At 60.0% G+C, this 26,350-nt stretch carries 26 protein-coding genes; 18 read left to right on the top strand and 8 right to left on the bottom strand.

What is annotated here, in order from left to right; translation table 11 throughout:
• Positions 1-81: 81 nt before the first annotated feature.
• Positions 82-1,413, bottom strand: coding sequence for an MFS transporter (locus PH552_RS28300; RefSeq protein ID WP_113249381.1), 1,332 nt, complete (start codon positions 1,411-1,413; stop codon positions 82-84).
• Positions 1,414-1,671: 258 nt separating this feature from the next.
• Between PH552_RS28300 and aqpZ the strand changes: the two genes are divergently transcribed.
• The 9 genes from aqpZ (at position 1,672) to ligA (ending at position 14,197) form a co-directional block, all read left to right on the top strand.
• Positions 1,672-2,358, top strand: coding sequence for an aquaporin Z (aqpZ, locus tag PH552_RS28295; protein WP_113249438.1), 687 nt, complete (start codon positions 1,672-1,674; stop codon positions 2,356-2,358).
• A 301-nt stretch (positions 2,359-2,659) separates the two neighbouring features.
• The gene (locus tag PH552_RS28290; protein ID WP_113249380.1) at positions 2,660-3,586 is read left to right on the top strand and encodes a D-alanine--D-alanine ligase; all 927 of its coding nucleotides are present in this window, start codon (positions 2,660-2,662) and stop codon (positions 3,584-3,586) included.
• Positions 3,574-4,506: a cell division protein FtsQ/DivIB gene (locus tag PH552_RS28285; protein WP_113249379.1), complete on the top strand. Its 933-nt coding sequence runs from the start codon at positions 3,574-3,576 to the stop codon at positions 4,504-4,506. Before PH552_RS28290 ends, PH552_RS28285 begins: the two co-directional genes overlap by 13 nt.
• The gene (gene ftsA, locus PH552_RS28280) at positions 4,503-5,834 is read left to right on the top strand and encodes a cell division protein FtsA (RefSeq protein WP_112342775.1); all 1,332 of its coding nucleotides are present in this window, start codon (positions 4,503-4,505) and stop codon (positions 5,832-5,834) included. Before PH552_RS28285 ends, ftsA begins: the two co-directional genes overlap by 4 nt.
• Before the next feature lie 101 nt (positions 5,835-5,935).
• Positions 5,936-7,675, top strand: a complete 1,740-nt coding sequence (gene ftsZ / locus PH552_RS28275; RefSeq protein ID WP_113249378.1) for a cell division protein FtsZ — start codon at positions 5,936-5,938, stop codon at positions 7,673-7,675.
• Positions 7,676-8,004: 329 nt separating this feature from the next.
• The gene (gene lpxC, locus PH552_RS28270; protein WP_113249377.1) at positions 8,005-8,961 is read left to right on the top strand and encodes a UDP-3-O-acyl-N-acetylglucosamine deacetylase; all 957 of its coding nucleotides are present in this window, start codon (positions 8,005-8,007) and stop codon (positions 8,959-8,961) included.
• A gap of 286 nt (positions 8,962-9,247) precedes the next feature.
• Positions 9,248-10,117 carry an outer membrane protein assembly factor BamD gene (locus PH552_RS28265; protein ID WP_181592369.1) on the top strand — a complete coding sequence of 290 codons (870 nt, stop codon included), beginning with the start codon at positions 9,248-9,250 and terminating at the stop codon, positions 10,115-10,117.
• Between the two features lie 12 nt (positions 10,118-10,129).
• Positions 10,130-11,803, top strand: coding sequence for a DNA repair protein RecN (gene recN / locus PH552_RS28260; protein ID WP_113249376.1), 1,674 nt, complete (start codon positions 10,130-10,132; stop codon positions 11,801-11,803).
• Positions 11,804-12,043: 240 nt separating this feature from the next.
• Positions 12,044-14,197 (top strand): NAD-dependent DNA ligase LigA, encoded by a 2,154-nt coding sequence (gene ligA / locus PH552_RS28255; RefSeq protein WP_113249375.1) that lies wholly within the window; start codon positions 12,044-12,046, stop codon positions 14,195-14,197.
• A 55-nt stretch (positions 14,198-14,252) separates the two neighbouring features.
• Here the strand turns inward: ligA and PH552_RS28250 are convergent, their stop codons facing one another.
• Positions 14,253-14,789 (bottom strand): GNAT family N-acetyltransferase, encoded by a 537-nt coding sequence (locus tag PH552_RS28250; protein ID WP_113249374.1) that lies wholly within the window; start codon positions 14,787-14,789, stop codon positions 14,253-14,255.
• A gap of 306 nt (positions 14,790-15,095) precedes the next feature.
• Here PH552_RS28250 and PH552_RS28245 point away from each other — a divergent pair, with 306 nt between their 5' ends.
• The 3 genes from PH552_RS28245 to PH552_RS28235 all read left to right on the top strand — a co-directional run bounded on the left by PH552_RS28245 (position 15,096) and on the right by PH552_RS28235 (position 16,554).
• Positions 15,096-15,419: an ArsR/SmtB family transcription factor gene (locus PH552_RS28245; protein ID WP_113249373.1), complete on the top strand. Its 324-nt coding sequence runs from the start codon at positions 15,096-15,098 to the stop codon at positions 15,417-15,419.
• Positions 15,420-15,455: 36 nt separating this feature from the next.
• Entirely contained in the window at positions 15,456-15,899 is a 444-nt protein-coding gene (locus PH552_RS28240; protein WP_113249372.1) for an SRPBCC family protein, read from the top strand.
• Positions 15,900-16,059: 160 nt separating this feature from the next.
• Entirely contained in the window at positions 16,060-16,554 is a 495-nt protein-coding gene (locus PH552_RS28235) for a CreA family protein (protein ID WP_112342784.1), read from the top strand.
• A gap of 304 nt (positions 16,555-16,858) precedes the next feature.
• On the opposite strand, the gene PH552_RS28230 is transcribed toward PH552_RS28235, so the two are convergent.
• Positions 16,859-17,323 carry a chemotaxis protein CheW gene (locus PH552_RS28230; protein WP_112342785.1) on the bottom strand — a complete coding sequence of 155 codons (465 nt, stop codon included), beginning with the start codon at positions 17,321-17,323 and terminating at the stop codon, positions 16,859-16,861.
• On the opposite strand from PH552_RS28230, the gene PH552_RS28225 reads away from it, so the two are divergent.
• The 4 genes from PH552_RS28225 to PH552_RS28210 all read left to right on the top strand — a co-directional run bounded on the left by PH552_RS28225 (position 17,303) and on the right by PH552_RS28210 (position 20,426).
• Positions 17,303-17,557, top strand: a complete 255-nt coding sequence (locus PH552_RS28225) for a hypothetical protein (RefSeq protein WP_145644383.1) — start codon at positions 17,303-17,305, stop codon at positions 17,555-17,557. The genes PH552_RS28230 and PH552_RS28225 overlap by 21 nt on opposite strands.
• 212 nt (positions 17,558-17,769) lie before the next feature.
• A complete protein-coding gene (locus PH552_RS28220) occupies positions 17,770-18,372 on the top strand; it encodes an SCO family protein (protein WP_113249371.1) in 603 nt (200 codons plus the stop codon).
• A gap of 7 nt (positions 18,373-18,379) precedes the next feature.
• The gene (locus PH552_RS28215; protein WP_113249370.1) at positions 18,380-19,528 is read left to right on the top strand and encodes an FAD-dependent oxidoreductase; all 1,149 of its coding nucleotides are present in this window, start codon (positions 18,380-18,382) and stop codon (positions 19,526-19,528) included.
• A gap of 19 nt (positions 19,529-19,547) precedes the next feature.
• Positions 19,548-20,426, top strand: a complete 879-nt coding sequence (locus PH552_RS28210; protein WP_112342788.1) for a 50S ribosomal protein L11 methyltransferase — start codon at positions 19,548-19,550, stop codon at positions 20,424-20,426.
• 203 nt (positions 20,427-20,629) lie between these two features.
• On the opposite strand, the gene PH552_RS28205 is transcribed toward PH552_RS28210, so the two are convergent.
• Complete coding sequence (locus PH552_RS28205; protein ID WP_169644998.1) at positions 20,630-20,770, bottom strand: hypothetical protein; 141 nt, start codon at positions 20,768-20,770, stop codon at positions 20,630-20,632.
• A 344-nt stretch (positions 20,771-21,114) separates the two neighbouring features.
• Between PH552_RS28205 and PH552_RS28200 the strand changes: the two genes are divergently transcribed.
• On the top strand, positions 21,115-22,950 hold the full coding sequence (locus PH552_RS28200; protein ID WP_113249369.1) for an aminopeptidase P family protein: 1,836 nt from the start codon (positions 21,115-21,117) through the stop codon (positions 22,948-22,950).
• A 45-nt stretch (positions 22,951-22,995) separates the two neighbouring features.
• Here the strand turns inward: PH552_RS28200 and PH552_RS28195 are convergent, their stop codons facing one another.
• Together PH552_RS28195 and PH552_RS28190 are read right to left on the bottom strand one after the other, a co-directional pair.
• On the bottom strand, positions 22,996-23,307 hold the full coding sequence (locus PH552_RS28195; RefSeq protein WP_113249368.1) for an AzlD family protein: 312 nt from the start codon (positions 23,305-23,307) through the stop codon (positions 22,996-22,998).
• Between the two features lie 2 nt (positions 23,308-23,309).
• A complete protein-coding gene (locus tag PH552_RS28190; protein WP_285166452.1) occupies positions 23,310-24,032 on the bottom strand; it encodes an AzlC family ABC transporter permease in 723 nt (240 codons plus the stop codon).
• 231 nt (positions 24,033-24,263) lie between these two features.
• Here PH552_RS28190 and PH552_RS28185 point away from each other — a divergent pair, with 231 nt between their 5' ends.
• A complete protein-coding gene (locus PH552_RS28185; RefSeq protein ID WP_112344054.1) occupies positions 24,264-24,515 on the top strand; it encodes a DUF2164 domain-containing protein in 252 nt (83 codons plus the stop codon).
• Between the two features lie 6 nt (positions 24,516-24,521).
• On the opposite strand, the gene panB is transcribed toward PH552_RS28185, so the two are convergent.
• Entirely contained in the window at positions 24,522-25,343 is an 822-nt protein-coding gene (gene panB / locus PH552_RS28180) for a 3-methyl-2-oxobutanoate hydroxymethyltransferase (protein ID WP_113249366.1), read from the bottom strand.
• A 1-nt stretch (position 25,344) separates the two neighbouring features.
• Positions 25,345-26,220, bottom strand: a complete 876-nt coding sequence (gene panC / locus PH552_RS28175) for a pantoate--beta-alanine ligase (RefSeq protein ID WP_113249365.1) — start codon at positions 26,218-26,220, stop codon at positions 25,345-25,347.
• Between the last annotated feature and the right edge of the window lie 130 nt (positions 26,221-26,350).

Raw genomic sequence — 26,350 nt, 5'->3', positions numbered from 1 at the left:
ACAGGCTCCGGACTTCGGAAAATGATTCAATAAAAAGGCCGGGTTTTCACCCGGCCTTTTTAATTGGTTATCGCGAAATCCTCAGACTTCGTCACTGCCCGAGAGCAGGATGCCGATCAGCGAGAGCAGCGCGGCGGCCGCCAGGTAATAGCCGACATAGACCAGGCCATAGGTCGTCGCAAGCCATGTGGCGATGTAGGGCGCCAGGGATGCACCGACGATGCCACCGAGATTGAACGTCATGGACGCGCCGGTATAGCGCACGGTGGTCGGGAAGGGCGCCGCCAGAGCTGCGCCGATCGGGCCATAGGTAAAGCCCATCAGGGCAAGACCGATGATCGAGCAGGCAAAGGCACCGGCAAGGCCAGCCGTCAGCAGTGACGAATAGAACAGGCCGAAGATGAAGATGCCGATCGTTGTCAGGATCAGAACCAGCCGGCGCGAATAGCGGTCCGACAACAGGCCGGAGACCGGGATCATCAGGCCGAAAAAGACGACGCCGGCGAGCTGGACGACGAGGAACTGGCCCTGAGAGTAGCCGAGACCGGCGGGAAGCGGACCGTTGCCCGGGGGACGAGTACCCCAGCTCAGCGTAAATGCCGTCATCAGATAGAACAGCACGAAGGTCGCAACGGCAATGATGGTGCCGAGAATCAGGCTGCGGAAATGCGAGCGGAGGATGACCGCGATCGGAACGGAAACGCGCTCTTCCTTTTCGATGGCGCGCTGGAATTCCGGGGTTTCCGTGATCTTCAGACGGACATAGAGGCCGACGGCAACAAGCACGATGCTGATCAGGAAGGGGACGCGCCAACCATAGTTGAGGAAGTCCGCATCGGCCATGGTTTCGCGCAGGATGAGGAAAAGGCCGGCCGACAGGATGAAACCGATAGGCGCGCCGAGTTGCGGGAACATGGCGTACCAGCTGCGCTTGCCTTCAGGCGCGTTTTCCGTCGCCAGCAGCACCGCGCCGCCCCATTCGCCGCCGAGACCGAGACCCTGACCGAGGCGGCAAAGCGCCAGCAGCACGGGTGCGAGAACGCCGATCGATTCGTATGTCGGCAGCATGCCGATCACGACTGTCGAGAGACCCATGGTCATCAGAGCCGCGACAAGCGTCGCCTTGCGGCCGATCCGGTCGCCGAAATGGCCGAAGATCATCGCGCCGATCGGACGCGCGAAGAAGGCGATGGAGAAGGTCGCGAAGGACTGCAGCGTTGCCGAGGTCGGATCGCTTGCCGGAAAGAACAGCTTCGGGAAGACGATAACCGCCGCCGTTGCATAAACATAGAAATCGAAAAATTCGATCGTTGTGCCGATAAGGCTCGCGATCAGAACACGTGCCGGGGAGTTCGCAACAGCATTGTTCGATGACGAGGGGCTCGGCGATAAAGGAGATATCGCGTCAGTCATAATCCCACCAATTTAGAGGATGCTAAGGTTTCCTTATTAGGTAAGGCGTGTCCTTAGCGCAATTTTTGTTCAGCGCAAACGCCAAATGCGCAAGAAATCAGCGGTTGTGTGCTACTATTTAGCCGCAATTGTTGATTCGCAAACAATTGGGCGAACGTTTGCCGTTCAAGTGGGTGTGCTTCGGGCGAATCCCTCCCCGGAGTTTTTTTCATGGATGGCCGATTTTCGTTTTGGTTGAGGGCAAAGGAGAAGGCTTTCATGCAGAAAAAACTCATCGCTGAGTTTCTTGGGACATTCTGGCTCGTATTTGGTGGCTGCGGCAGCGCAATCTTCGCTGCGGCATTTCCGAGCCTCGGTATCGGCTTTCTGGGTGTTGCTTTTGCGTTCGGTCTGACCGTGCTGACGATGGCCTATGCCGTCGGCGGCATTTCAGGCGGTCATTTCAACCCAGCCGTCTCGGTGGGTCTGACAGTGGCTGGCCGCTTTCCGGGCGGGCAACTCATTCCTTATATCGTCGCGCAGGTTGTCGGTGCCATCGTGGCAGCAGCCGTGCTTTATCTGATCGCCAGCGGCAAGGCCGATTTCCAACTCGGCGGTTTTGCGGCGAATGGTTATGGCGAACATTCGCCGGGTGGCTATTCCCTGGTCTCGGCATTGGTGGCCGAGATCGTGCTGACCTTGTTTTTCCTCGTCGTGATTCTCGGCTCGACGAGCAGCAAGGTGCCGGCCGGTTTCGCGCCGATCGCCATCGGCCTGACGCTGACGCTGATCCATCTGATTTCCATCCCGATCACCAATACATCGGTCAATCCGGCCCGTTCGACAGGGCAGGCACTGTTCGTCGGCGGCTGGGCATTGCAGCAACTTTGGCTGTTCTGGATGGCTCCCATCGTCGGCGGAGCATTGGGCGGACTCGTCTGGAAACTGGTCGACGACAGCGAGTGAAAGCGGAGCAATTTTAATACCTTCAGGCCCGCATCGGGACACCCGATGCGGGCCTCTTTGTTTAAAAAAATCTAAATGTAGCGATTTCAAAAGTAGCAACTCTCTGATTCTAATGGCAGAATTCTTTGGGTCGGTTTGATTCGAACCATTCGATCATCGGCGGAGCGGCCGAAAGTTAACGAAAGTAAACGCTTCATTAACCTTAATGTCGTTCTAATCAGCCTATTGAAAGCGGGGCGAGAATCGCTGTTAGGCGAGGCCCGGCAAACGCAGAGCAGAGACCGTGAAGTCGGGGGTATTGATGGGTGGCAAGCATGTGGCTGTCCTTTTGGGCGGATTTTCCTCGGAGAGGCCTGTCAGCCTTTCTTCGGGAAAGGCATGCGCCGATGTCCTCGAAGCCGAAGGCTTTCAGGTTTCCCGTATCGATGTAGGGCATGATGTTGCCAGCCGTCTGGCCGAAGTGAAGCCCGACGTCGTCTTCAATGCGCTGCATGGTCCCTTTGGTGAGGATGGCACGATCCAGGGCATCCTCGAATATCTGCAGATTCCCTATACGCATTCCGGCGTGCTTGCCTCGGCGCTTGCGATGGACAAGTCGCGCGCCAAGACGGTTGCCGCCGCGGCCGGTATTCCGGTGGCGGGCTCGATCGTCATGAATCGCTTCGACATCGTCAACGAGCACCCGATGGAGCCGCCTTACGTCGTCAAGCCGGTGCGCGAGGGTTCGAGCTTCGGCGTCGTGATCGTCAAGGAAGATCAAGCGCATCCGCCGCAGATCGTCACGTCATCCGAATGGCGCTACGGCGACGAGGTGCTGGTCGAGCGCTACGTCTATGGACGGGAGCTGACCTGCGGTGTCATGGATGGCAAGGTTCTCGGCGTTACCGAGATCGTGCCGCTTGGTCACAGCTTCTATGACTATGACGCCAAGTACGCCAAGGGTGGGTCAAAACACGTCTTGCCGGCGGAAATTTCACCGAATCTTTACCAAAACATACAAACATTATCGTTAAGGGCGCATGAAGCTATCGGCTGCCGCGGTGTTAGTCGATCTGACTTCCGTTTTGACGATCGCTTTTCCGAAGAGGGCGAACTTGTCTGGTTGGAGATCAATACCCAGCCCGGCATGACTCCTACCTCCCTGGTGCCTGAAATGGCGGCGCATGCCGGCTACTCTTTTGGTGAATTTCTCCGGTGGATGGTGGAGGACGCGTCTTGTTTGCGCTGACGGTCAAAAATATGAGGCGGTCCCGTCATCGCGTCCCGCTCGCCATCGACGATGTCGAGGACGCATTCGTCCTGCCGCGTCCGCTGCGCCGCGCGGTGCGCTTCCTGGTCAGCCTCGGCTCGGGTCGCATCAATATTCCCGCGCACACGGGTACGGTTTCAGTTCTCGCTCTCTTTGCGGCGACTGGCCTCTACGGCATGTCTATCGGCGGTCACAGCCAGGCTGTTGCGGAGGCGACGACCTCCGCTGCCGGGTTCGCGATCGAGGATGTCAAGGTTTCCGGTAATGACGAGACCTCGGAAATCGAGATCCTGCAGTTGCTTGGCCTCGACGGCACGACCTCGCTCGTCGCCCTTGATGCCGATGCGGCTCGCCTGAAGATCGCGAACCTGCCCTGGGTCGAAAATGTGGAAGTTCGCAAGGTCTATCCGAGGGCGGTCGAGGTGAAGCTGACGGAGCGCAAGGCTTACGCCATCTGGCAGCACGGCTCCGAGCTTTCGCTGATCCAGAAGGACGGCAGCGTGATCGCGCCGCTGCGCGACAATAAGTTCGCCAAGCTGCCGCTCTTCGTTGGTCGTGATGCTGAAACTGCAGCGGCATCCGTCGAGGACGAGTTTGCCAAGTGGCCGGATATCCGTGGTCATGTGAAGGCTTTCGTCCGCGTCGCTGGCCGTCGCTGGGATCTCTATCTCGACAATGGCGTGATCATCAAATTGCCGGAAGACAATATCGATGGCGCGCTCGCGCGTCTCACCAAGCTCGACAAGGACGAAAATCTTCTCGAGCGCGATATCGCTGCGGTCGATCTCCGTCTCGATGATCGCACGGCAATAGAATTAACCCCGGATGCCGCAGTTCGTCGTCAGGCTGCCGTCGATGCAAGAAACAAGGCTTTGAAGAAAGCAGGGCAGGATACATGAGCTTATTCGGTTCGTCCCATTTCGGCCTGCCTCGCTTGAAGCCGTTGTCTTCGAAGCGGTCGCACATCGTGTCGGTCCTCGACATCGGCTCGACGAAGGTCGTCTGCATGATCGGTCGGCTGACGCCGCGCGAGGAGAGCCAGGTTCTTCCGAACCGCACGCACAATATCGAGATCATCGGCATCGGCCACCAGCGCTCGCGCGGCATCAAGACCGGCGTCATCGCTGACCTCGACGCGCTGGAAAGCGTCGTCCGGCTCTCCGTCGATGCGGCCGAGCGCATGGCTGGGCTGACCGTGGACAGCCTGATCGTCAATGTCTCGGCGGGCCGTCTCGGCAGCGACATCTACACCGCGACCATCGATCTTGGCGGTCAGGAAGTGGAGGCCAATGACCTCAAGAAGGTTCTGGCCGCCGCCTGCCAGCAATCGATCCGCCAGGAACGCGCCGTGCTGCATTCGCTGGCGACCGGTTACTCGCTTGATGGCGAGCGCGGCATCCGCGACCCGCTGGCAATGTTCGGTGATGCGCTTGGTGTCGACATGCATGTGGTGACCGCGGAGCGCTCAGCGCTGCGCAATCTCGAGCTCTGCATCAACCGTGCCCATCTTTCGGTCGAGGGCATGGTGGCGACGCCTTATGCCAGCGGCCTTGCCGCTCTCGTCGATGACGAAGTCGAACTGGGCTGCGCCGCGATCGACATGGGTGGCGGCACGACGACGATCTCGGTCTTTGCCGAGGGCAAGCTGGTGCACACCGATGCCGTCAGCCTTGGCGGCCATCACGTCACAACGGACCTTGCCCGTGGCCTTTCCACCCGCATCGAGGATGCGGAGCGGCTGAAGGTGGTCCATGCCTCGGCGCTCGCGAATTCTTCGGAAGAGCGTGAACTGATTTCCATCCCGCCGATCGGCGAAGACGAGCGCGATCAGCCGACGCAGGTGCCGAAGGCGCTTGTGTCGCGCATCGTCAAGGCTCGCATCGAGGAAACCCTCGAGCTCATTCGCGATCGTATCCAGCGTTCGGGCTTCAGCCCGATCGTCGGCAAGCGCGTCGTCCTGACGGGTGGTGCCAGCCAGCTGACCGGCCTGCCCGAAGTGGCGCGTCGCGTTCTTGCCCGCAATGTCCGCATCGGCCGCCCGATGGGCGTGTCCGGCCTGCCGACGGCGGCCAAGGGGCCGGCTTTTTCGACGGCTGTGGGACTGATGATCTATCCGCAGGTCGCAGACATGGAGACACATGCGCCGAGCAGCGGTCTGCTCTCGTCGTTTGGGGGTAACAACAGCCGGATCGGCCGTGTCGGCCAATGGCTGAAGGAGAGTTTTTGAGTGCCTGATCCGGAGAGGTTCTCCGGGTAAGCGTCAGGCAAGTGAAATCGAGTGAATTGGCCGGCGTGGCGATGCGGCCATCAAGAGAAGGAACGGGTACAATGACTATCAAGCTGCATAAGCCAGATATCACCGAGCTTAAGCCGCGAATCACCGTGTTCGGTGTTGGTGGCGGTGGCGGCAATGCCGTCAACAACATGATCACGGCAGGCTTGCAGGGCGTCGATTTCGTCGTCGCCAACACTGACGCTCAGGCGTTGACCATGACGAAGGCAGAGCGGATCATCCAGCTCGGCGTCAACGTCACGGAAGGTCTCGGCGCCGGTTCGCAGCCGGAAGTCGGCCGAGCAGCCGCCGAGGAATGCATCGATGAAATCATCGATCATCTCAACGGCACGCATATGTGCTTCGTTACCGCCGGCATGGGCGGCGGCACGGGTACGGGTGCAGCACCGGTCGTCGCGCAGGCGGCTCGCAACAAGGGCATCCTGACCGTCGGCGTCGTCACCAAGCCGTTCCACTTCGAAGGCGGCCGCCGCATGCGTCTCGCCGAGCAGGGTATCCAGGAACTGCAGAAGTCGGTCGACACGCTGATCGTCATCCCGAACCAGAATCTGTTCCGTATCGCCAACGACAAGACGACTTTCGCCGACGCGTTCTCGATGGCCGACCAGGTTCTCTATTCGGGCGTTGCCTGCATCACCGACCTGATGGTGAAGGAAGGTCTCATCAACCTCGACTTCGCCGACGTCCGTTCGGTCATGCGCGAAATGGGCCGCGCCATGATGGGTACCGGCGAGGCTTCCGGCCAGGGCCGCGCAATGCAGGCCGCTGAGGCCGCCATTGCCAACCCGCTGCTCGACGAAACCTCGATGAAGGGCGCCCAGGGCCTGCTGATCTCGATCACCGGCGGCCGTGACCTGACCCTGTTCGAAGTCGATGAAGCTGCGACCCGCATCCGCGAAGAAGTCGATCCCGATGCCAACATCATTCTCGGCGCCACCTTCGACGAATCGCTCGAAGGCATCATCCGCGTTTCCGTCGTCGCGACCGGTATCGACCGCGCGATGAACGAAGCAGGCGACAGAGGCATGGAATTCCGCCCTGCCGCGAAGCCGGCTATGCGTCCTTCCGCGGCCGCCGCTCCGGCAGCGGCCGCAGCTCAGCCTGCCCACGTCGCGCAGGCCCAGACCGCACAGGCTGCCGCTCCGGCTCCTCGCACTGTCGATCCGGTTGCCCAGACCATTCGTGCAGCAGAGGCCGATCTCGAGCGCGAACTGGAATTCCAGATGGGTCGTCAGGCTCATGTCCAGCAGCAGCCGGTGATGCCGCAGGCCGCAGCGCCGGAAGATAACTTCCGTCCGCAGAGCCGCATCTTCGCAGCAGCCCCGGAAGCTCAGCCGGTCCGTCAGGCTCCGGTTCAGCCGCAGCCTCAGCAGCAGGCGCCGGTCATGCATCAGCAGCCGGTCATCCGTCAGGCTCCCGAGCAGGTCCGCATGCCGAAGGTCGAGGATTTCCCGCCGGTCGTTAAGGCCGAGATGGAACACCGCGCCCAGCCGGCAGCCGCCCAGGCTACGGAGGAGCGTGGCCCGATGGGTCTGCTGAAGCGAATCACCAATTCGCTCGGCCGCCGCGAAGAAGACCCGGCTTTCGACGATATGATGGCTTCGACGAACAACGCGGCTCCGCAGCGCCGCGCGCCGTCGCCGGAGGCCAGCCTCTACGCTCCGCGTCGCGGCACGCTCGACGATCAGGGTCGTCAGGTTCCGCAAGCGCGCATGGCAAACCATGAGGACGATCAGCTCGAGATTCCGGCCTTCCTGCGCCGCCAGTCGAACTGAGCCGCAGCAGGCAGACCTTTAATAGGTTGCTAACCATATTGAGGAAATCCGGGGCCGAAAGGTTCCGGATTTTCTTATTTTATAACCATTGTCTTATTTAAAATTATCCAACAAAATCAATTGGCTGCTTTCGTAACAAAACGAAAGAAACAGTGATTTGGAATGCGGTGTCTCGACGCGTATGTAAATACCAAGCAAGCCCGCTGAATCACATTCGGAGACGAATGTATGTGAGGTGCGTGGCATAGTTAACAGACTGAACCGGCGATAAGGGTAAGCGTCCGAAGATGACCGCCCGGCCTGGATCAGACAGACGAAGGCAGAACTATATGGCAATCGGATTGCTTGGTTTTCAGACCACCATTGCAAACCCTGTGACACTTTCGGGTATCGGCGTTCATTCCGGCGCTAATGTGTCGATCACCTTCTATCCGGCCGAAGCCGGCACCGGTGTCGTTTTCCAGCGCCTGCACGACAATGGCGATGTGACCGAACTGCGCGCCGTTTCATCGCAAGTCGGAAACACGGATCTCTGCACCGTTCTTGGTTTCTCTCCGGCGCGTTCCGTTGCCACGGTCGAGCATGTGATGGCCGCGATCTATGCGATCGGCCTTGATAACGTCGTTGTCGAAGTGACCGGCGCTGAAATGCCGATCATGGATGGCAGCTCCTATCCCTTCATCGAGGCGATCGAGCAGACCGGCATCGTGTCGCTCGGCGTCAAGCGCCGCTATATCCGTGTCACCAAGCCGGTTCGCATCGAAGCCGGCGGTTCCTGGTGCGAATTCCGCCCGTATGACGGCACGCGCTTCGAAGTCGAGATCGATTTCGAATGCCCGCTGATCGGCCGGCAGAAGTGGGAAGGCGATCTGACCGCCGAGACCTTCAAGACCGAATTGTCGCGCGCCCGTACCTTCGGCTTCATGCGCGATGTCGAACGTCTCTGGGCGTCGGGTCATGCGCTGGGTTCGTCGCTCGAAAACTCCGTCGTCATCTCCGACGACAACACCGTTATCAACGTCGAGGGCCTGCGTTACGCCAAGGACGAATTCGTCCGTCACAAGACGCTGGATGCCGTTGGCGATCTGGCGCTGGCCGGCGCGCAGTTCATCGGCTGCTACCGCTCTTACCGTGGTGGCCACCGCATGAACGCGAATGCCCTGAAGGCATTGCTCAGCGATGCCAGCGCCTATGACGTCGTCGAAACGTCGGCTCCGCGACAGCGCGCTCACAGCCGCGAATTCGTGCCGGTCAATGCGCCTGAGTTCGCTCCCTGGTCGGCGTAACGCTGCGGAATTTGAATGAGAAAGGTGCCGCTCCGATGAGGGGCGGCTCTTTTTTTGGCAGGCGACTCACGCGGTTTGCCGTCAGCCTTCGCAAGACGGAGAGCACGCGCGGGCCGATATGAGAATTCCCTGTTAAAACAGGCATTAAAGACTGCGGATATGCGCCTTTTGCCACAAAAATGCGTTAATGCATCATCAATGCGTTGCCCTGATGGTGTTTTTGCGGCTAGAAACGCCAGCGAGAGAACGCCGTCTCCGCAACGACGGCTAGTGGGACAGTCATCCGATGGGTTTTGCAAGGTCTGAACGCATGAATATCACAGCACGGGCTTTGCTCGTATCGTTCCTTCTGGCCGGTACCGGTGCGGTGGTGACGGGTTGTAATACCAAAAAGGATATCGACATCACCAAGCTCGGTGTCGAGACCGATCCCCCGGAAATGCTCTATAATCAGGGCCTTGCCAACATCAAGGCCGGCAACATGACGGAAGCCGGCAAGAAGTTCGACGCCATCAACCAGCAGCAGCCATTCTCCGAATGGGCGCGCAAAGCTCTTGTCATGAGCACATTCGTCAAATATCGCACGGGTCGTTACGACGATGCGGTACAGACGGGTAACAGCTATCTCAAGCAATATCCCGGCTCGGAAGATGCCGACTATGTCCAGTATCTGGTCGGTGCGTCCTTTGCCAAGCAGATCGTCGACGTGACGCAGGATCAGCGCGCGGCACAACAGACGATCGAGGCGATGACCAAGCTCGTCAACAATTATCCGAAGTCGCAATATGTCAGCGACGCGCAGGAGAAGATTCGCTTCGCCCGCGACCAGCTCGCCGGCAAGGAAATGCAGATCGGCCGCTACTATCTGGAGCGTAAGGATTACCTCGCGGCAATCTCGCGCTTCCGCATCGTCGTGGAGCAATATCCGACCACCAACCAGATCGAAGAAGCGCTGGCGCGCCTGGTCGAGGCCTACTATGCGATGGGTATCGTCCAGGAAGCACAGACGGCAGCCGCCGTTCTCGGCCACAACTATCCGGACAGCCGCTGGTATAAGGATTCCTATCAGCTGCTGCAGAAGGGTGGCGTGGAGCCGAGCGAAAACTCGGGCTCGTGGATTTCCAGGGCGGGCAAGAAACTTCTTCTTGGGACGTGAGATTGAGCGCAGATGCTGATCCAGCTTTCGATCCGCGATATCGTTTTGATCGAGCGGCTGGATCTTGTCTTCGAATCCGGGCTCTCGGTGCTGACCGGCGAGACGGGCGCGGGCAAATCCATCCTGCTTGACAGCCTGTCGCTGGCCCTCGGGGGGCGCGGCGATGGCGGCCTCGTGCGCCATGGAGAGGACCGCGGCCAGGTGACCGCGGTTTTCGATGTCGGCACGCAGCATCCCGCCCGCAAGCTCCTGCGCGAGAACGGCATCGACGACGACGGTGATCTGATCTTCCGCCGCGTCCAGTCCGCCGATGGCCGTACCAAGGCCTTTGTCAACGATCAGGCGCTCAGCGTTCAGCTCATGCGTCAGATCGGACAGCTTCTTGTCGAAATTCATGGCCAGCATGATGACCGAGCGCTCGTCGATACCGACGCGCACCGCACATTGCTCGATGCCTTCGCCGGTCTTGCCGACGAGGCGCAGGAGGTCGGCAAGCTCTATAGGGTCTGGCGCGATACCGATCGCACCTTGAAGAAGCATACGGAGCAGGTGGAGAAGGCGGCCCGCGAGGCGGATTTCCTTCGTGCCTCGGTCGAAGAACTGGAAAAGCTCTCCCCACAGGATGGCGAGGAGGATGAGCTTGCTGAAAAGCGCTCGCGAATGATGAAAGCCGAGCGTATTGCCGGCGATATTGCCGAGGCTTCGGAATTCCTCAACGGCAATGCATCACCCGTTCCGCATATTGCCTCGCTGGTGCGCCGGCTGGAGCGCAAGAGCCATGAGGCGCCGGGCCTGCTGGAAGATACGGTCGCGCTGCTCGATGCCGCTCTCGACCAGCTTTCCAACGCCCAGATGGAAGTCGAGGCGGCGCTGCGCAAGACGGAATACGATCCGCGCGAATTGGAGCGGGTCGAGGAACGCCTGTTTGCGCTGCGGGCCGCCTCGCGGAAATATTCAGTGCCGGTCACGGAACTGCCGGCATTGGCCGAGCGCATGGTTTCGGATCTTGCCGATCTCGATGCCGGTGAGGAGCGGCTGGCGCGATTAGCCACCGAGCTTGCCGCCGCCAAGGCAGATTATGATGCGGCGGCACGCGGCCTTTCGGAAAAGCGGCGCCATGCCGGCGAAGCCTTGGCCGAGGCCGTCATGGCCGAATTGCCGGCGCTGAAACTCGAGCGGGCGCGTTTCATGGTGGAGATAACAAGCGATCCAGAGGCCGGTACGGCCGACGGCATCGACGTCGTCGAATTCCATGTGCAGACCAATCCTGGCACGCGCCCCGGGCCGATCACCAAGGTGGCTTCCGGTGGCGAACTGTCGCGTTTCCTGCTGGCGCTGAAGGTGGCACTTGCCGATCGCGGCTCGGCGCCGACGCTCGTCTTCGACGAAATCGACACTGGCGTCGGCGGCGCGGTTGCGGACGCGATCGGCCAGCGGCTGAAGCGGCTCTCCGACCGCGTCCAGGTGCTTTCCGTCACCCACGCGCCGCAGGTTGCCGCCCGTGCGGCGACGCATCTCCTGATCTCCAAAGGCCCGGTTGCTGACGGTTCCGAAAAGATTTCCACGCGTGTTGCGACCATGGAGCCGAAGGACCGCACCGAGGAAATCGCCCGCATGCTCGCAGGCGCCTCGGTGACGGAAGAGGCGAGGGCGGCTGCCAAGCGCTTGCTCGCCGGCAACGGCTGATCTCTAACATTTCGGTTGCCGGAATTTTACGGCCGTGTGCTGCAGATGCCGGCCATGACTAAGGTCGGCCGACACGGATTTTGGATTGCGGCACCGAACTGCTATTCTGAACTTCGTGAATTTAGTCGTCGTCGAATGCCGGATTTTTCCCCTTATATTGCGCGTCACGAACGGAAAAACCGCTTCGCAGTTTTCATGGAAGTGCTCTAAAACATCTCCGAAATCGGGGAGTGTAGATTCATGAGCACCGAACAGAAGCCCGTCGAGGATTTGACCGAAGAGGAGGCGGCCGCGGCACTTGCCTATCTGGCCGCGGAGATCGCGCGCAATGACGCGCTTTATCATGGCAAGGATGCGCCGGAGATTTCGGATGCGGATTACGATGCGCTGAAGCGGCGCAACGATGCCATCGAGGCCCGGTTTCCAGCGCTCATTCGTGCCGACAGCCCTTCGCGCCGGGTCGGCGCTGCACCGTCTGAAACTTTCGCGCCCGTCGTGCATGCAAGGCCGATGCTGTCGCTCGACAACACGTTCTCGCAGGAGGATGTGGAGGATTTCGTCGCCAGCGTCTATCGCTTCCTCGGCCGCCTTCCGGACAATTCCATTGCCTTTACCGCCGAGCCGAAGATCGACGGCCTCTCGATGTCGATCCGCTACGAGAATGGTCGGATGGTGAGCGCGGCTACGCGCGGCGACGGCACCACCGGTGAAAATGTCACGGCCAATATCAGGACCATCAAGGAAATACCGCAGACCTTGCCTGCGGGCGCTCCCTCGGTCGTCGAGGTGCGTGGCGAGGTCTATATGGCCAAGAGCGACTTCCTGGCGCTCAACGCGCAGATGGAAGCCGAGGGCAAGCAGACCTACGTCAATCCGCGCAATACGGCCGCCGGTTCGCTGCGTCAGCTCGATGCGAAGGTGACGGCCAGCCGCAAGCTGAAATTCTTTGCCTATGCGTGGGGCGAGATGTCGGACATGCCGGCGGATACCCAATACGGCATGGTGCAGATCTTCAAATCCTGGGGTTTCCCGGTGAATCCGCTGATGGAGCGGCTGAGTTCGGTTGCCGACATTCTCGGTCACTACGAGGAGATCGGCCTGCAGCGGCCGGATCTGGATTACGATATCGATGGCGTCGTCTACAAGGTCGACAGTCTGGAACTGCAGGCCCGCCTCGGCTTCCGTTCGCGCTCGCCGCGTTGGGCGACGGCGCACAAGTTTCCGGCGGAACAGGCCTTCACGCGCCTGGTCGGCATCGACATCCAGGTCGGCCGTACAGGGGCGCTGACGCCGGTCGCGCGGCTCGAGCCGATCACGGTCGGAGGGGTGGTGGTGACCAATGCGACGCTGCACAATGCCGATTACATCAAGGGCATCGGCAACAAGGGCGAGCCGATCCGCGACGGCCGCGATATCCGTGTCGGCGATATGGTAATCGTACAGCGGGCGGGCGACGTCATCCCGCAGATCGTCGATGTCGTGCTGGAAAAGCGTGAGATGTCGAGCGTGCCATACGAATTTCCCAAAGTCTGCCCGGTCTGCGGCAGCCATGCGGTGCGCGATATCAACGAAAAGACCGGCAAGGTCGACGCCGTCACGCGTTGCACCGGCGGCTTCATCTGTCGCGCGCAGGCGACCGAACATCTCAAGCATTTCGTTTCGCGCAACGCCTACGATATCGAGGGCCTGGGCTCGAAGCAGATCGATTTCTTCTTCGAGAGCGAGGACCCGGCGCTGCAGATAAAGACCGCGCCCGACATCTTCACCCTGGAGAGGCGTCAGCAGGCATCGCTTGCCAAGCTGGAGAACATTGACGGTTTCGGCAAGGTGAGCGTCAGTAAGCTCTACGCCGCGATCAACGAGCGGCGAAAGATCGCCTTGCATCGCTTCATCCTCGCGCTGGGTATCCGCCATGTCGGCGAGACGACCGCCAAGCTGCTGGCACGCTCCTATGGAACCTACCAAGCCTTTGAAACAGCGATGAAGGAAGCCGCACCGCTTGTCGGCGATGCCTGGAACGACCTTAACAATATCGAGGGCATCGGCGAGGTGGTCGCGCGAGCCATCGTCGAATTCTACAAGGAACCGCGCAATACGCAGGTGATCGCAAAGCTCTTGGAGGAGGTTCAGCCTCAAGAAGCGGAGCAGCCGGTGACTTCGGGCAGCCCCGTGGCCGGCAAGACGGTCGTATTTACCGGTTCGCTGGAAAAGTTCACACGCGACGAGGCCAAGGCGAAGGCGGAGAGTCTCGGCGCGAAAGTATCCGGCTCGGTTTCCAAAAAGACCGACATCGTCGTGGCGGGACCGGGCGCCGGCTCGAAGCTTGACAAGGCGCGTGAGTTCGACGTCCAGGTCATGACCGAGGACGAGTGGCTGGCTTTGATCGGCGGATGACGGAAGGCGGCGGAATTGCAATCCGCCGCCCTTGATCACTCAGAATCTCAGGCGCTCAGAATTTCAGGCGTGCCATCGTAAACGCATCGACATATTCGCCGTTGCGGAATGCGAAGGCGCGCAGCCGGCCCTCGGTTTGGAACCCGAATTTCTCGTAGAGCCGGATCGCCGGCGCATTGTCGACGTAGACGGTCAGTTCCAGACGCTTGATCGCAAGCCAGTTATCGGCCGCGTCGATCAGAGCGCCCAGCAGTGCGGACCCGATGCCGCAGCCCGTGAAATCGTCATGCACGCCCATACCGATATTGCCGGTGTGAATCCGCCGGCCGGCAAGACGTTTCAGGCCGGCATTGCCGACGATCTGACCGTTTACCTCCGCCACAAGGCGCGTTGAGTCAGGGGCGGGCTTTTCCAGCCATTCCCGCGTTTCCTCAAGGCTTTGAAAGGGCAGACGCAAGGTACCGGCGCGGAAACCGGGAAGATTGGCGATTGCCGCGATCGCTTCGGCATCCGACGGCCGCGTTGCACGAATCTCGATCGGACCGATTTTACCTGGCCGTCGCTTGATTGGGTCGTCCTGGTCGGAATTCATGGGCTCTCCTTTGATATCAGGGGAGGAGAGCAAGGAGGCTTCAACCCTGCTCGCCTCGGCAGGGTTGAGATGGATCGCGGTCGGCTCAGCGCAACACAGCTTCCACTCGCCCTGCAAGGGGAGAGATGGTGTGAAGGTGCATTACTGTGGTCCGATTTGCGATCATGGGCGGATGATCCGATGCGATGCTGCCGTTGTCAATCATTCCCGGTGGAATTCGCTCTGCTTGCTTTCTATCGATACCTTGACAGGCAACCATTTAGTTGCCTATATATAGAAAATGGGCAACTAAATGGTTCCGTATCCGTGGATGATGATGCAGTTTTCAAGGCGCTGGCGGATGCTAGTCGACGGCAGTTGCTCGACAGGCTCTATGAGCGCAACGGACAAACGCTGAGCGCGCTCTGCGAAGATCTGGAGATGTCCCGCCAGGCTGTGGCCAAGCATCTTGCCATTCTGGAAGAGGCCAATTTGGTCTCGTCAGAGAAGCATGGTCGCGAAAAGCTGCATTTCATCAACGCGGTCCCGATCAACGGCATTGCTGAGCGTTGGATCAACAAGTTCGAACGCCAGCATTTGAGCGCGCTTTCGGCCTTGAAGAAGGCGCTGGAAGACGAGGACAGTCACTAACCGCGACAAGAAGACATTCAAGCAAGGAGAAATGACATGACCGGAAGCAAATTCGTCTACGTCACCTTCATCCGCACCACGCCGGAGAAGCTCTGGTCGGCGCTGACCACGCCGGAATTCATCAGGCAATATTGGTTCGACATGGTCCATGACACCGAATGGAAAGTCGGTGCGCCGTGGAGAATGCTCTTTCCGGATGGTCGCGTCGCCGACACCGGCGAGATTGCAGAGTTCGATCCGCCTCGGCGCCTGGCTTTCAAATGGCGCAATGAATTTCGCCCCGAGCTGAAAGCCGAAGGCTGGTCGCGCTGCGTCATGGAATTGGAGCCCGCGGATAATGCCGTGAAATTGACCGTCACCCACGCGATCGACGCGGAGAATTCCAAATTCATCGAGGCTGTGTCGGGTGGCTGGCCTAAAATTCTGTCGAACCTCAAATCGCTGCTGGAGACCGGAGCAGTCGCGATCAGCCAGAAGTAAGCTGCGTCGCCTCCGGTTTTCATGGGGACGCCAGCACTCTGGCGGCGGCGTCCCGGCTGCATCCGATACGGATTGCCAGCCCTGTCTTGCATCGTTCATCGGCCATCTTACCTTAGCCATGCCGCTTTTGCTCCCAGCGGCCGTTATTGGAGGATGATTGATGCGTTCACCGAAGTTCCTTGCCGCCATTGCTGCGTCTCTTCTGGCCATGGCGCCCGTTTCCGCTTCCGCTGAGGTCGTCGGCAAGGTCGGCGTGGATTGGACGGGCAATGACATTCTGGTCGATGCCGTGCCGGATCCGGAAGTCACCGGCGTGACCTGCCATGTGACCTATTTCGATCGCAGCGTTATCGACCGGCTGCGCAAGGGCAACTGGTTCGAGGATCCCTCCAACAATTCCATCGCCTGCCGCCAGACAGGACCAATCGAAATCGGCGATATCAACCTGTCGCAAAGCGGCGAAGAGGTATTTCGTGCCGGATTGTCTCTCATCTGGAAGAAGCTGGTCGTCACCCGGATCTACGACAAGAAGAACGACACGTTGATCTACCTCATCCATTCACGCCAGCTGACGGACGGCTCGGCCAAGATGGCGATTTCGACGATACCCTTGTTTGGTCAGCAGGTTACATGGAAGAAGGGCAAGCCCAATTAAGACGCAACCCGACTTCTGCGCGGGATCAATCACCATTACCAGGATACCGCAATCACAACTGGTGGAGAGATAATACCAAAAAAAGTCGTACTCTTGGGTTGTCGAATTGCTTCTGGTTGCTTTCGGTCTGCACCTTTTTGATGCAATTTTGAAAGCGAACACGGAGGCGACTCTTGCCCCTGTTCACGGCCTGCAAGTCCGGCATCCTTGGCTACACCCCTGCCAAAGCCGGTTATATGAAAAACGATCGCCCTGGAGCCGAGCTTCAGGGCGATCTTTTAGGGGTAATTCTAACCTGTCGAAATCAGGCGGCTTGGGCCAGCTGGTCTGCAATAACCGTATCGAGGTTGAGGAAGCAGACCATGGTCTTTTCCAGCGCCACGATGCCGCGGCAGAAGGCGCGCTGTGCTTCCGGAACGATTTCCGGCGCCGGCTGCAGGTCTTCGCTCTTGATCGACATCATATCCGAGACCTGCTCGACAAGAAGGCCGACGAGCTTGCCGGCAATATCCGTGACGATGATCGCCGAACGCTCGGATGGTTCCGTCATCTTCATGCCGAGGCGGCAGGCCATGTCGATGACCGGGATCACTGCGCCGCGCAGGTTGATGAGGCCGAGCACGTAAGGCGGCGTATGCGGCATCGGCGTCACCGGCGCCCAGCCGCGGATTTCGCGGATGGCCATGATGTCGATGCAGAACTCCTGATCGCCGAGGTGGAAGGAGACGATTTCCAGATAGGCGCCCGATTGCTTGATGGCGTTGGTCATGTTCGAGAACTTCCCGATTGGCATCGCCGGCAAGCGACGCTCGCGATTGAAAAAGAGATCGGCTGGAGCGGCTTAGGCAGCGGCAGCATCCGGTGCTTCGGCGCAAAACGCCTGGCGTTCCGGCGGGCGTCATGCCCTTCTGAAATAAAGAATTTGCCGCGTTTTCGGGCGGCGGGCGAAGTCGAATTCGACCTTGAAAGAGATGTTGGCGCGGACAGGTTAGGATTGATTTAACATGATCGTAGATTTTGTCTGACCAGGCCCGCGTCAGACAGGGAAACGAGGCACGTCAGGCTTCGGGGGCTGAAACGCATGCTGCGACGATTTCGGCCTCGTGCGAACATCTTCTTGAATTGCGTCCTCAACGTCGAGCCATTACACCGGCTGATGGGCGGATCGCGCTGCCTTTCGGGTGCGGTCGCCGGAATTGGTGAGGAAAGGCAGTCATGAGAAGCGTGCGGATTGCGATTTGGGTGGCCGTGTTGATTGTGGCCGGACTATTGGGCTGGCTGAACTTTGGTGGAAGCAAGTCGCCCGAGGTGGCGGCGTCCGGTCCCTATGGCGTGCCCTTCACGCTTGTTTCTCAAAGCGGTCAGCCGATCAGCGAACAGGCGTTTCGCGGCAAACCGTCGGCCATCTTCTTTGGCTATACGCATTGCCCGGATGTCTGCCCGACGACGCTGTTCGAGCTGAACGGCTGGCTGCAGAAGGTCGATCCCGATGGCAGCAAGCTGAACGCCTATTTCGTAACCGTCGATCCCGAACGCGATACGCCCGCCACCATGGACCAGTATGTCTCCAATGTGTCGAAGCGCATCACCGGCATCTCCGGCGATCCCGCCAAAGTGATGGACATGGTCAAGGGCTTCCGCGTCTATGCCAAGAAAGTGCCGGTAGACGAAAAGCAGCCGAATGGCGACTATACGATGGATCACACCGCTTCCGTATTCCTGCTGGATTCGGCCGGCCGCTTTGCCGGAACCATCGCTTATGAAGAGGATCCGGACGTGGCGGTGAAGAAGCTGGAGAACCTGATCAAGAAGGGATAGGGCCTGCATGGGCAAGGGGCTCGGCGAACAGGGAAAGTCCAGATCCATCCTGATCGCAGGGGCAGGGCCGGCCGGCCTTGCGACCGCGCTTGAACTCGCCCGACGCGGCTATAGGCCCCGTATCGTCGACGATGGCGCCGGCCCGACGCCCACGGAAGAGAGCCGGGCGCTCGGTGTCAATGCCCGCACGCTGACGCTGCTGTCTCCGTCTGGCGTTGCAGAGCGCATCCTCGCTGCCGCCCAGCCGATCGAACATTTTCGTGTCCGCTCGAACAAGAAAATCTTTGTCCAGCTGGATACTCGAGAGGTGAAAGGCCGCTTCAGCGCCGTTTGCGCCTTGTCGCAGGGCGTCACCGAGCGCCTGTTGATGGAGGCGCTTTCGGGCTATGGCATCTCGCCCGAATGGCAGACGGCCGTGGTCGCGGAGGCCATATCGGACTTCCGGAAACCGGAGATCGCGTTGCGCCGGGCAAACGGCGTGCCGGAGACGGTAAGGCCGGATATCCTGATCGGTGCCGATGGCGCGCATTCGGCGGTTCGCAAGGCGATGGGCGCCGGCTTCCCAGGCGAGGCGCTGGAGGCCCATTTCTATCTTGCCGATTTTCGTTATGCCGGCCCGGTCGATACCCATTACGCCGAGATATCGCTCTTCGATCCCGGCATGGTCGGGCGCCTGCCTGTTACGGCCGACATCCTTCGTTATATCTCGACGCTGGAGGATTTCGAAAGCCGCATCGTTCATCCGGCTGCCGTTGCCGGGAAGGTCTGGGCCTCGCAGTTTCGCATCAACTTCCGTCATGTCGAGCCGATGGCGAAAGGGAATGTCTTCCTGGTTGGCGATGCCGCTCATATCCATTCGCCAGCCGGCGCGCGCGGCATGAATCTCGGGATCGAAGATGCATGCTGGCTTGCGTGGCTCATTGCGGAAGGCCGCGAAGAGGAGTATTCGGCCTTGAGAATTCCCGCCGTGAAGCTGGTATTGAAGCAGACCTACGGCCTGACGCGACTGGTGACCATGAGAAATCCGCTGGCGATTGCGGCGCGCAATCTGTTTGCGCCGCTGTTTCTGCGCTTTGGCTCGGCCCGTCGGACGTTGCTTCAGAGCGTCGCCGGCTATGATACGCCGAGACCGCCCTGGATCGATTGGGCCGAATAAGAACGAGAAAGAGCGACGAGTGAGTGAAATCCGCCTTTATGTGACGACGACCGAGAAGAAGGCCGAGCAGATTCTGGACCTGATGACGCCGGTATTCGAAGACGAGGAGTTGCCGATCGCAACGACGGAAATCGACGAAAAGAACGATATCTGGGAAGCGTCGATCTATCTCTATGCCGTGGACGAAGAGGAGGTGCGCGATCGCTTCGAAGCGCTCCTGAAGCCCATTTTTGCCGACCTCCCCATTCAAAGGGAAGTGCTTCCGGACATCGACTGGATCGCCAAGTCGCTGGAAGGGCTAAAACCCGTGCGCGCCGGCCGCTTCCTCGTGCATGGCTCGCATGATCGCGACAAGGTCGGCCCCAGCGACATCGCCATCGAGATCGAAGCGGGACAGGCCTTCGGGACTGGCCATCATGGGACGACGGCGGGCTGCCTGGAGACGATCGAGAAGGTTCTCGCGAGCCGCCGCGTGCGAAATGCGCTCGATCTCGGTACGGGCAGCGGCGTGCTCGCGATCGCCGTGCGCAAGCTGCGCAATATTCCGGTTCTGGCGACGGATATCGATCCTGTCGCTGTTCGCGTCGCCCGGGAGAATGTCCGCAGCAACGGGATCGCCTCCGGTATCGCGCTGGAGACGGCGCCTGGCTTTCATTCCACGGCCTTTTCCCGTCATGGACCGTTCGACCTCATCATCGCCAATATTCTCGCGCGGCCGCTCATCAAAATGGCGCCGCAGCTTGTGGCACATCTGGCGCCGGGCGGCTCGGTCATTCTTTCGGGTATCCTCGCCGAACAGCGCTGGAAGGTTCTGGCCGCCTATAACGGCGCCAATCTCCGGCACGTGCGCACGATCTGGCGCAACGGCTGGGTCACCATCCATCTCGACCGGCCCTGAGCCGGTCAGCTCCCACAACTGAAATTACTGAAACGAAAAAAGGCGGTGCCGAAGCACCGCCTTGAGATCAGCTTTCACCGATCTTGCCCGCGAGCGTGTGGAGGAGGAGTGCTCAAGCGGGCTCTAAGCGTTCCGACTGCGATCCGGGAGGGAGGAGGAGAACCGGATTGCGATCGATATAGAACGCGTAGCTCTTAAACTTCTTAGCGGCGACCGCCGCGGCTTGCGCCGATTGCCTTTGCGGTTTCGACTTCGAGCTGACGAAGCGAGCCGACGGAATGGCGTACGGTGCGACGCTCGCCAGCCAGCGCCGGGCTAACATATGCTGAGCGGGTGATAGGCATTGTCTTCAAGTCCTTGGTTCGTTCGGGTTCCTCGTGAACCCCGTTTGATGCGGCGGATATAGCGACTCGCTCGCCGGAGTGGCAGGGGGGCAGCTTCATGGGAGCTATGCACGATATGCATATTTCCTGCCGTGAAGTTGTCATATTCGAGCGGAGATGCTCATGAAATGGGCGGATTCGTTAACGGGCAGACGTGGGATAAACTGCTCTCATGTGGTGCGATGTTGCCGCAATCGCGCCTATCGTCTCAGGGATCGAAAATCACATCGCACTTCCGATCGTGATGCTCTAACATACTGGCAATATTCAGTTTCACGGAATCTCCACCAGTCTCGGATCTGCTCATGTTTCAGTCTTTCGACGTCACTTCCACCCCGCAATTCGGTCGCGAGCGTGTGGCCGGTTTGCGCGCTGCCTTCAGCGATCTCGGCATTGACGGCTTCCTCGTGCCACGTGCCGACGAGTATCAAGGCGAGTACGTGCCCAAATGCTCGGAGCGTCTCGCATGGCTCACCGGCTTCACAGGATCGGCAGGTGTTGCGCTTATCACACACTCCCACGCCGTGATCTTTGTGGATGGCCGGTATGTGACGCAGCTTGCCGAACAGGTGGACCGCAGCGTCTTTACCGGAGGCGATCTGGTGAACGAGCCGCCGCATGTCTGGCTGCCGCGTCATGCAAAGAAAGGTTTCCGGCTCGGCATCGATCCATGGCTGCATACGGGTGCGGAAGTGCGCCGTCTGGAAAAGGCGCTGGCCGAGATCGACGGCAAGCTCGTCTTCCTGCCCCACAATCCGCTCGACAGGCTCTGGACGGACCGGCCACCCGAGCCGTTGGGCAATGTTATCATTCAGAACATCGCCCAGGCCGGTATCCTCGCCAAGGACAAGCTTGCGACGATTGCAAACGGCCTCAAGGAAAATAACCTCAAGGCGGCGCTGATTACCGATCCGTCTTCTGTCGCCTGGATCTTCAATATCCGCGGCAGCGACGTGCCGCACACGCCACATCCCCTGGCGCGCGCCATCATCTATGCGGCGGGTGAGGCCGAACTCTTCCTCGACAAGCGCAAGACCAAGGTGGAAGCGGAAGCTTATCTCACACAGATCTGCAAGCAGCTGCCGCCGTCCGAACTTACAAAGCGTCTCGCCGCTGCGGCAGCGAATGGTGGGCGAATCCTGGTCGATCCGGATCTTGCCTCCTACGCTCTGACCGACATCATCCGTCGTGAAGGTGGAGAGGTCGTGGAGGGCAATGATCCCGCCAAGCTGCCGCGCGCCTGCAAGAATGCTGCCGAAATCAACGGCTCTGCGGCTGCCCACCTGCAGGATGGCGCCGCCATGGTCGAGTTCCTTTACTGGCTGGAGACAAGCAAGCCTGGAACGGTGACGGAAATCGCCGCGGCGGAACGGCTGGAAGCCTGCCGCGCCCGCATCGGCGAAAGCATGCAGAACCCGCTGAAGGACATCTCCTTCGACACGATCTCGGGTGCCGGCGAGCACGCGGCCATCATGCATTACCGCGTGACCACGGCGAGCGACCGGCTGATCCAGGCAGGCGAGCTGTTCCTGATCGATTCGGGCGCGCAATATATCAACGGCACGACCGACATTACGCGCACTGTCGGTATTGGCGCGGTTTCCGAAGAGCAGAAGCGCCTCTTCACGCTTGTCCTGAAGGGGATGATCGCCATCAGCACGGCGCGCTTCCCGAAGGGCACGCGCGGCTGCGATCTCGATCCGCTGGCGCGCATCGCGCTCTGGAAGGCGGGCGTTGATTTCGCGCATGGCACGGGCCACGGCGTCGGCTCCTATCTCTCCGTCCATGAAGGCCCGCAGCGCATTGCGCGCCTTGCCGTGCAGGAACTGCTTCCCGGGATGATTCTTTCCAACGAACCCGGCTACTATCGTCCGGGCCACTTCGGCATCCGTATCGAAAATCTGATCTACATCCGCGATCCGGAGGAGATTGAGGGCGGTGACATGCCGATGTTGGGCTTTGAGACGCTCACTTTCTGCCCTATCGATCGCAGCCTGGTGCTTGTCGAGCTGCTGACGCATGAAGAGCTAAACTGGTTGAACGATTATCACGCTAGGACGCGCGAGGCGCTGATGCCGCTGATTCATGATCACGACATACGGGCGTGGCTGGAAAATGCCACGCTCGAGCTCAGCCATTGAGAAATACGGACCTCATCCCAACTGGAAAAAGGGATGGGGTCCCTCTCAAGCGCCTATGGAATGGCGCCACGCCATGACGACCACCCATCCTGCGACCAGCATATAGGTCGAAGGATAGCGCAGTCCGACGAGAAGGGCGGCAAGCATCGCCACCTTTGTGTCCCAGCCGCCGATGAAGAAGGCGGGTGCGACGAGGGTTGTCAGCACGGCGGCGGGTACGGCATTCAGCGCCGCCTCGACGCGTGGCGGAATGCGGGTCATCTTGACGATCAGGATATAGCCGCCGATGCGCGTCAGGAAGGTCACCACGGCTGCGGCCAGAATGAGCAAAACCATATGCGAATTGAAATCGAACATGGTCAGACCTCGTGGCTTTCGTGCGCGATATCAGGCTTGCGATTCGCCTTTACCGGCGGCAGCATTGCCGCAAGCGCGACGCCCGCCAATGCGCCGATGCTGACATGCCAGGGCGAGCCGACATAGCGATAGGCGATGGTTGATGCGACTGCGCTGACGGCGACAACAGGCAGGAAATTGTCTCGCGTGCGAAAGCCCATGACGATGCCGAGGAAATAGACCGGCAGCAGGATATCGAGACCGATGGCTTTGGGATCGCCGATCAGGCTGCCGAGCAGGCCGCCGATCAGGCTCACCACCACCCAGGGAACATAGATCACTGCGGCAAAGCCGATGTACCAGGCGAAGGTCACCGGCTTGCCGCTTTCATGGCGCTTGATCGTCTCGGCAAATTGCGGATCGACCAGCAGGAAGAAGGTGAAGAACTTCTCCACCGCAGAAAAGTGCCTGATATAGCGGGCGATCGCCGCCGAGTAGAGCACATGGCGGAAGTTCACGGCGAGGATCGACAGCGCGATGAGCCAGGCCTGAACATTGTGGCCGAAGAGATCAATTCCCACCATCTGGCTGGCACCGGCATAGACGGTGCCGCTCATCAGGGTCAGTTCGCCAAGGGACATGCCCTGATCGCGCGCCAACGCACCGAAGAGGGCGCCGAAAGGCGCTGCGGCAAGACCGACGGGAATGCCGCCCTTCAACCCGTCAAGAAATTCCGCGCGACTCATGGTCCGCTCTGTCCTTTATGGAAAACCGGTTTTGCTCTGGATGCGGTGTCGAGGGCACGGATCCTGCAAGAGGTACGACGACGTTGCACCCTTGCGCATTTGCTTCCGCGCTATTCAATAGCGGGACGTGTAAGCTGTGTGCCCCGAACCAGCAATTGAATTTCCTTGATGGATCAATTGATTTCCTTGATCCAGCGTTTTGAGACCGCTCGCAAAATGAGAGATGGAAAGATGAAGAAGATCACCTTTTCGAAGGAGGAGAAGGCAGCGATGGTTGCACGCCTTCAGCGCTATTTCGCCGACGAGCTGGATCAGACGCTCGGCACCTTGCCCGCTGAATTCCTGCTCGATTTCTTCACCGCCGAGATCGGGCCGTATTATTACAATCAGGGTCTGCGGGATGCTCATGCTGCGCTGATGAGCAAGATGGAGGATTTCGGCGAGGCGATCTATCTGCTGGAGAAGGAACCCGCCAAGAGCTGAAGCGCCTCATTTCTTCGGCTGGAACGTATGTTCCAGCGCGGGGAATGCGCGGGCCTTCACTTCCTCGGCATAGGCTTCGGCCGCCTTCGAGACCATGGGCGCCAGCTCCGCGAAATGCTTGACGAAGCGCGGCTTGAAATCGTTGAACAGCCCGAGCATGTCGTCGGAAACGAGGATCTGCCCATCGCAGGCGGCGGATGCGCCGATGCCGATGGTGGGAATGGCAACTGCGGCGGTGATCTCGCGGGCGAGCGGCTCGATCGTGCCTTCGATCACCATGGCGAAAGCACCGGCCGCCGAGATCGCCTTGGCATCGCGCCGGATCTTGTCGGCTTCCTTGTCCGAGCGGCCGAGAGAGCGGTAGCCGCCGGTCGTGTTCACCTGCTGCGGCATCAGTCCGACATGGCCGAAGACCGGAATACCGCGAGAGGTCAGGAAGGCCACTGTTTCAGCCATTTCCTCGCCGCCCTCCAGCTTCACGCCATCGCAGCCGGTTTCCTTCAGGATGCGTGCAGCACTTCGGAAGGCCTGTTCCTTCGATTCCTGGTAGGAGCCGAAGGGCAGATCGACGATGACGCAGGCATGCTTGGTGCCGCGTATGACGGCTTGGCCATGGGCGATCATCATATCAAGCGTGACGCCGACGGTCGTGTCCATGCCGTAGAGCACCATGCCAAGGGAATCACCGACCAGCAGCAGGTCGCAATGCGGATCGAGCAGGCGGGCAATCGGCGTCGTATAGGCCGTCAGGCTGACGATCGGACGCTGGCCCTTCATCGCTTCGATCGCAGCGGGCGTGATGCGCTTGGTGTGTCCGACAGTGCTCATCTCAGGCAGCCTTTTCGTTGTTTGACGGCTTGCGGCCGATGACCCGGTTGTCGAGCAGGCGGGTGGTGCCGATGCGCACGAAAAGCGCGATGAGGATAGGTTGTCCCTGCAAGGTCGTTAGCGGCTCCAATGTATCGGGATGACGAACGGCGGCGACTTCCACTGTCGCCAGCGGCTCTTTTTCCATGAAGGTGCGCAGGGCTTCCTCGAGCGCTGCGGGGTTATCCGCCCCGAGATCGTAGAGCCTTTCGGCCTCCGCCAATGCTTGAGGGACGATGGTGGCTGCGGCGCGTTCCTCTTTCGAGAGATAGACGTTGCGCGAGGAGAGGGCCAGGCCATCCACGTCGCGGATAGTCGGCACCGGCACGATACGAACGGGCTGCGCCAGGTCCTCGACCATGCGGCGGATGATCGCTACCTGTTGGTAGTCCTTCTCGCCGAAATAGGCGCTGTCGGGCTGGACGATGTTGAAGAGCTTGGTGACGACTGTGGCAACGCCGGCGAAGTGGCCCGGGCGAACCGCGCCCTCCAGCTCCGCACCGAGCTTCGGCACGTCGACGACGGTTTCCATCGGACGCGGATACATATCCGTCACGCCAGGTGCGAAGAGATAATCGACGCCGGCGTCGCGCAGCATGGCGCTGTCGCGTTCGAGATCGCGCGGATATTTCGCCAGATCCTCATTGGCGCCGAACTGTAGCGGGTTGACGAAAATGGAGGTGACGACGACGTCGTTCTCGGCCTTTGCACGGGAGACAAGTTCCATATGGCCGGCATGCAGATAGCCCATGGTCGGCACAAGGCCGATGCGCCTGCCAGCCCTAAGGTGTTCGGCAAGCCTTTCGCGCAGGGCCGCTATCGTGTTGATGACGTCCATCGTGGCACTCCTCCCGAGGCAGCGCCGCCTTACACTGCCCGTTTCATCCCTTTTTGCGGGCCCTTCTAACGTGTGCGATGCAAAAAGGCAATTCAAGGGCAGCAGGCACCGCCGGGAGGATACCGTTGCT

The organism is Rhizobium aureum, assembly GCF_030182495.1.
GTDB lineage: Bacteria > Pseudomonadota > Alphaproteobacteria > Rhizobiales > Rhizobiaceae > Rhizobium > Rhizobium tropici_C.
This window is presented reverse-complemented; position numbering and strand designations above follow the sequence as displayed.

Excerpts from the sequence above, each read along its gene's own strand:
- PH552_RS28300 (WP_113249381.1), bottom strand. The coding sequence starts at position 1,413 with ATGACTGACGCGATATCTCCTTTATCGCCGAGCCCCTCGTCATCGAAC.
- aqpZ (WP_113249438.1), top strand. The coding sequence starts at position 1,672 with ATGCAGAAAAAACTCATCGCTGAGTTTCTTGGGACATTCTGGCTCGTA.
- PH552_RS28290 (WP_113249380.1), top strand. The coding sequence starts at position 2,660 with ATGGGTGGCAAGCATGTGGCTGTCCTTTTGGGCGGATTTTCCTCGGAG.
- ftsA (WP_112342775.1), top strand. The coding sequence starts at position 4,503 with ATGAGCTTATTCGGTTCGTCCCATTTCGGCCTGCCTCGCTTGAAGCCG.
- ftsZ (WP_113249378.1), top strand. The coding sequence starts at position 5,936 with ATGACTATCAAGCTGCATAAGCCAGATATCACCGAGCTTAAGCCGCGA.
- lpxC (WP_113249377.1), top strand. The coding sequence starts at position 8,005 with ATGGCAATCGGATTGCTTGGTTTTCAGACCACCATTGCAAACCCTGTG.
- PH552_RS28265 (WP_181592369.1), top strand. The coding sequence starts at position 9,248 with ATGGGTTTTGCAAGGTCTGAACGCATGAATATCACAGCACGGGCTTTG.
- recN (WP_113249376.1), top strand. The coding sequence starts at position 10,130 with ATGCTGATCCAGCTTTCGATCCGCGATATCGTTTTGATCGAGCGGCTG.
- ligA (WP_113249375.1), top strand. The coding sequence starts at position 12,044 with ATGAGCACCGAACAGAAGCCCGTCGAGGATTTGACCGAAGAGGAGGCG.
- PH552_RS28250 (WP_113249374.1), bottom strand. The coding sequence starts at position 14,789 with ATGAATTCCGACCAGGACGACCCAATCAAGCGACGGCCAGGTAAAATC.
- PH552_RS28240 (WP_113249372.1), top strand. The coding sequence starts at position 15,456 with ATGACCGGAAGCAAATTCGTCTACGTCACCTTCATCCGCACCACGCCG.
- PH552_RS28235 (WP_112342784.1), top strand. The coding sequence starts at position 16,060 with ATGCGTTCACCGAAGTTCCTTGCCGCCATTGCTGCGTCTCTTCTGGCC.
- PH552_RS28230 (WP_112342785.1), bottom strand. The coding sequence starts at position 17,323 with ATGACCAACGCCATCAAGCAATCGGGCGCCTATCTGGAAATCGTCTCC.
- PH552_RS28220 (WP_113249371.1), top strand. The coding sequence starts at position 17,770 with ATGAGAAGCGTGCGGATTGCGATTTGGGTGGCCGTGTTGATTGTGGCC.
- PH552_RS28215 (WP_113249370.1), top strand. The coding sequence starts at position 18,380 with ATGGGCAAGGGGCTCGGCGAACAGGGAAAGTCCAGATCCATCCTGATC.
- PH552_RS28205 (WP_169644998.1), bottom strand. The coding sequence starts at position 20,770 with ATGCCTATCACCCGCTCAGCATATGTTAGCCCGGCGCTGGCTGGCGAG.
- PH552_RS28200 (WP_113249369.1), top strand. The coding sequence starts at position 21,115 with ATGTTTCAGTCTTTCGACGTCACTTCCACCCCGCAATTCGGTCGCGAG.
- PH552_RS28195 (WP_113249368.1), bottom strand. The coding sequence starts at position 23,307 with ATGTTCGATTTCAATTCGCATATGGTTTTGCTCATTCTGGCCGCAGCC.
- PH552_RS28190 (WP_285166452.1), bottom strand. The coding sequence starts at position 24,032 with ATGAGTCGCGCGGAATTTCTTGACGGGTTGAAGGGCGGCATTCCCGTC.
- PH552_RS28185 (WP_112344054.1), top strand. The coding sequence starts at position 24,264 with ATGAAGAAGATCACCTTTTCGAAGGAGGAGAAGGCAGCGATGGTTGCA.
- panB (WP_113249366.1), bottom strand. The coding sequence starts at position 25,343 with ATGAGCACTGTCGGACACACCAAGCGCATCACGCCCGCTGCGATCGAA.
- panC (WP_113249365.1), bottom strand. The coding sequence starts at position 26,220 with ATGGACGTCATCAACACGATAGCGGCCCTGCGCGAAAGGCTTGCCGAA.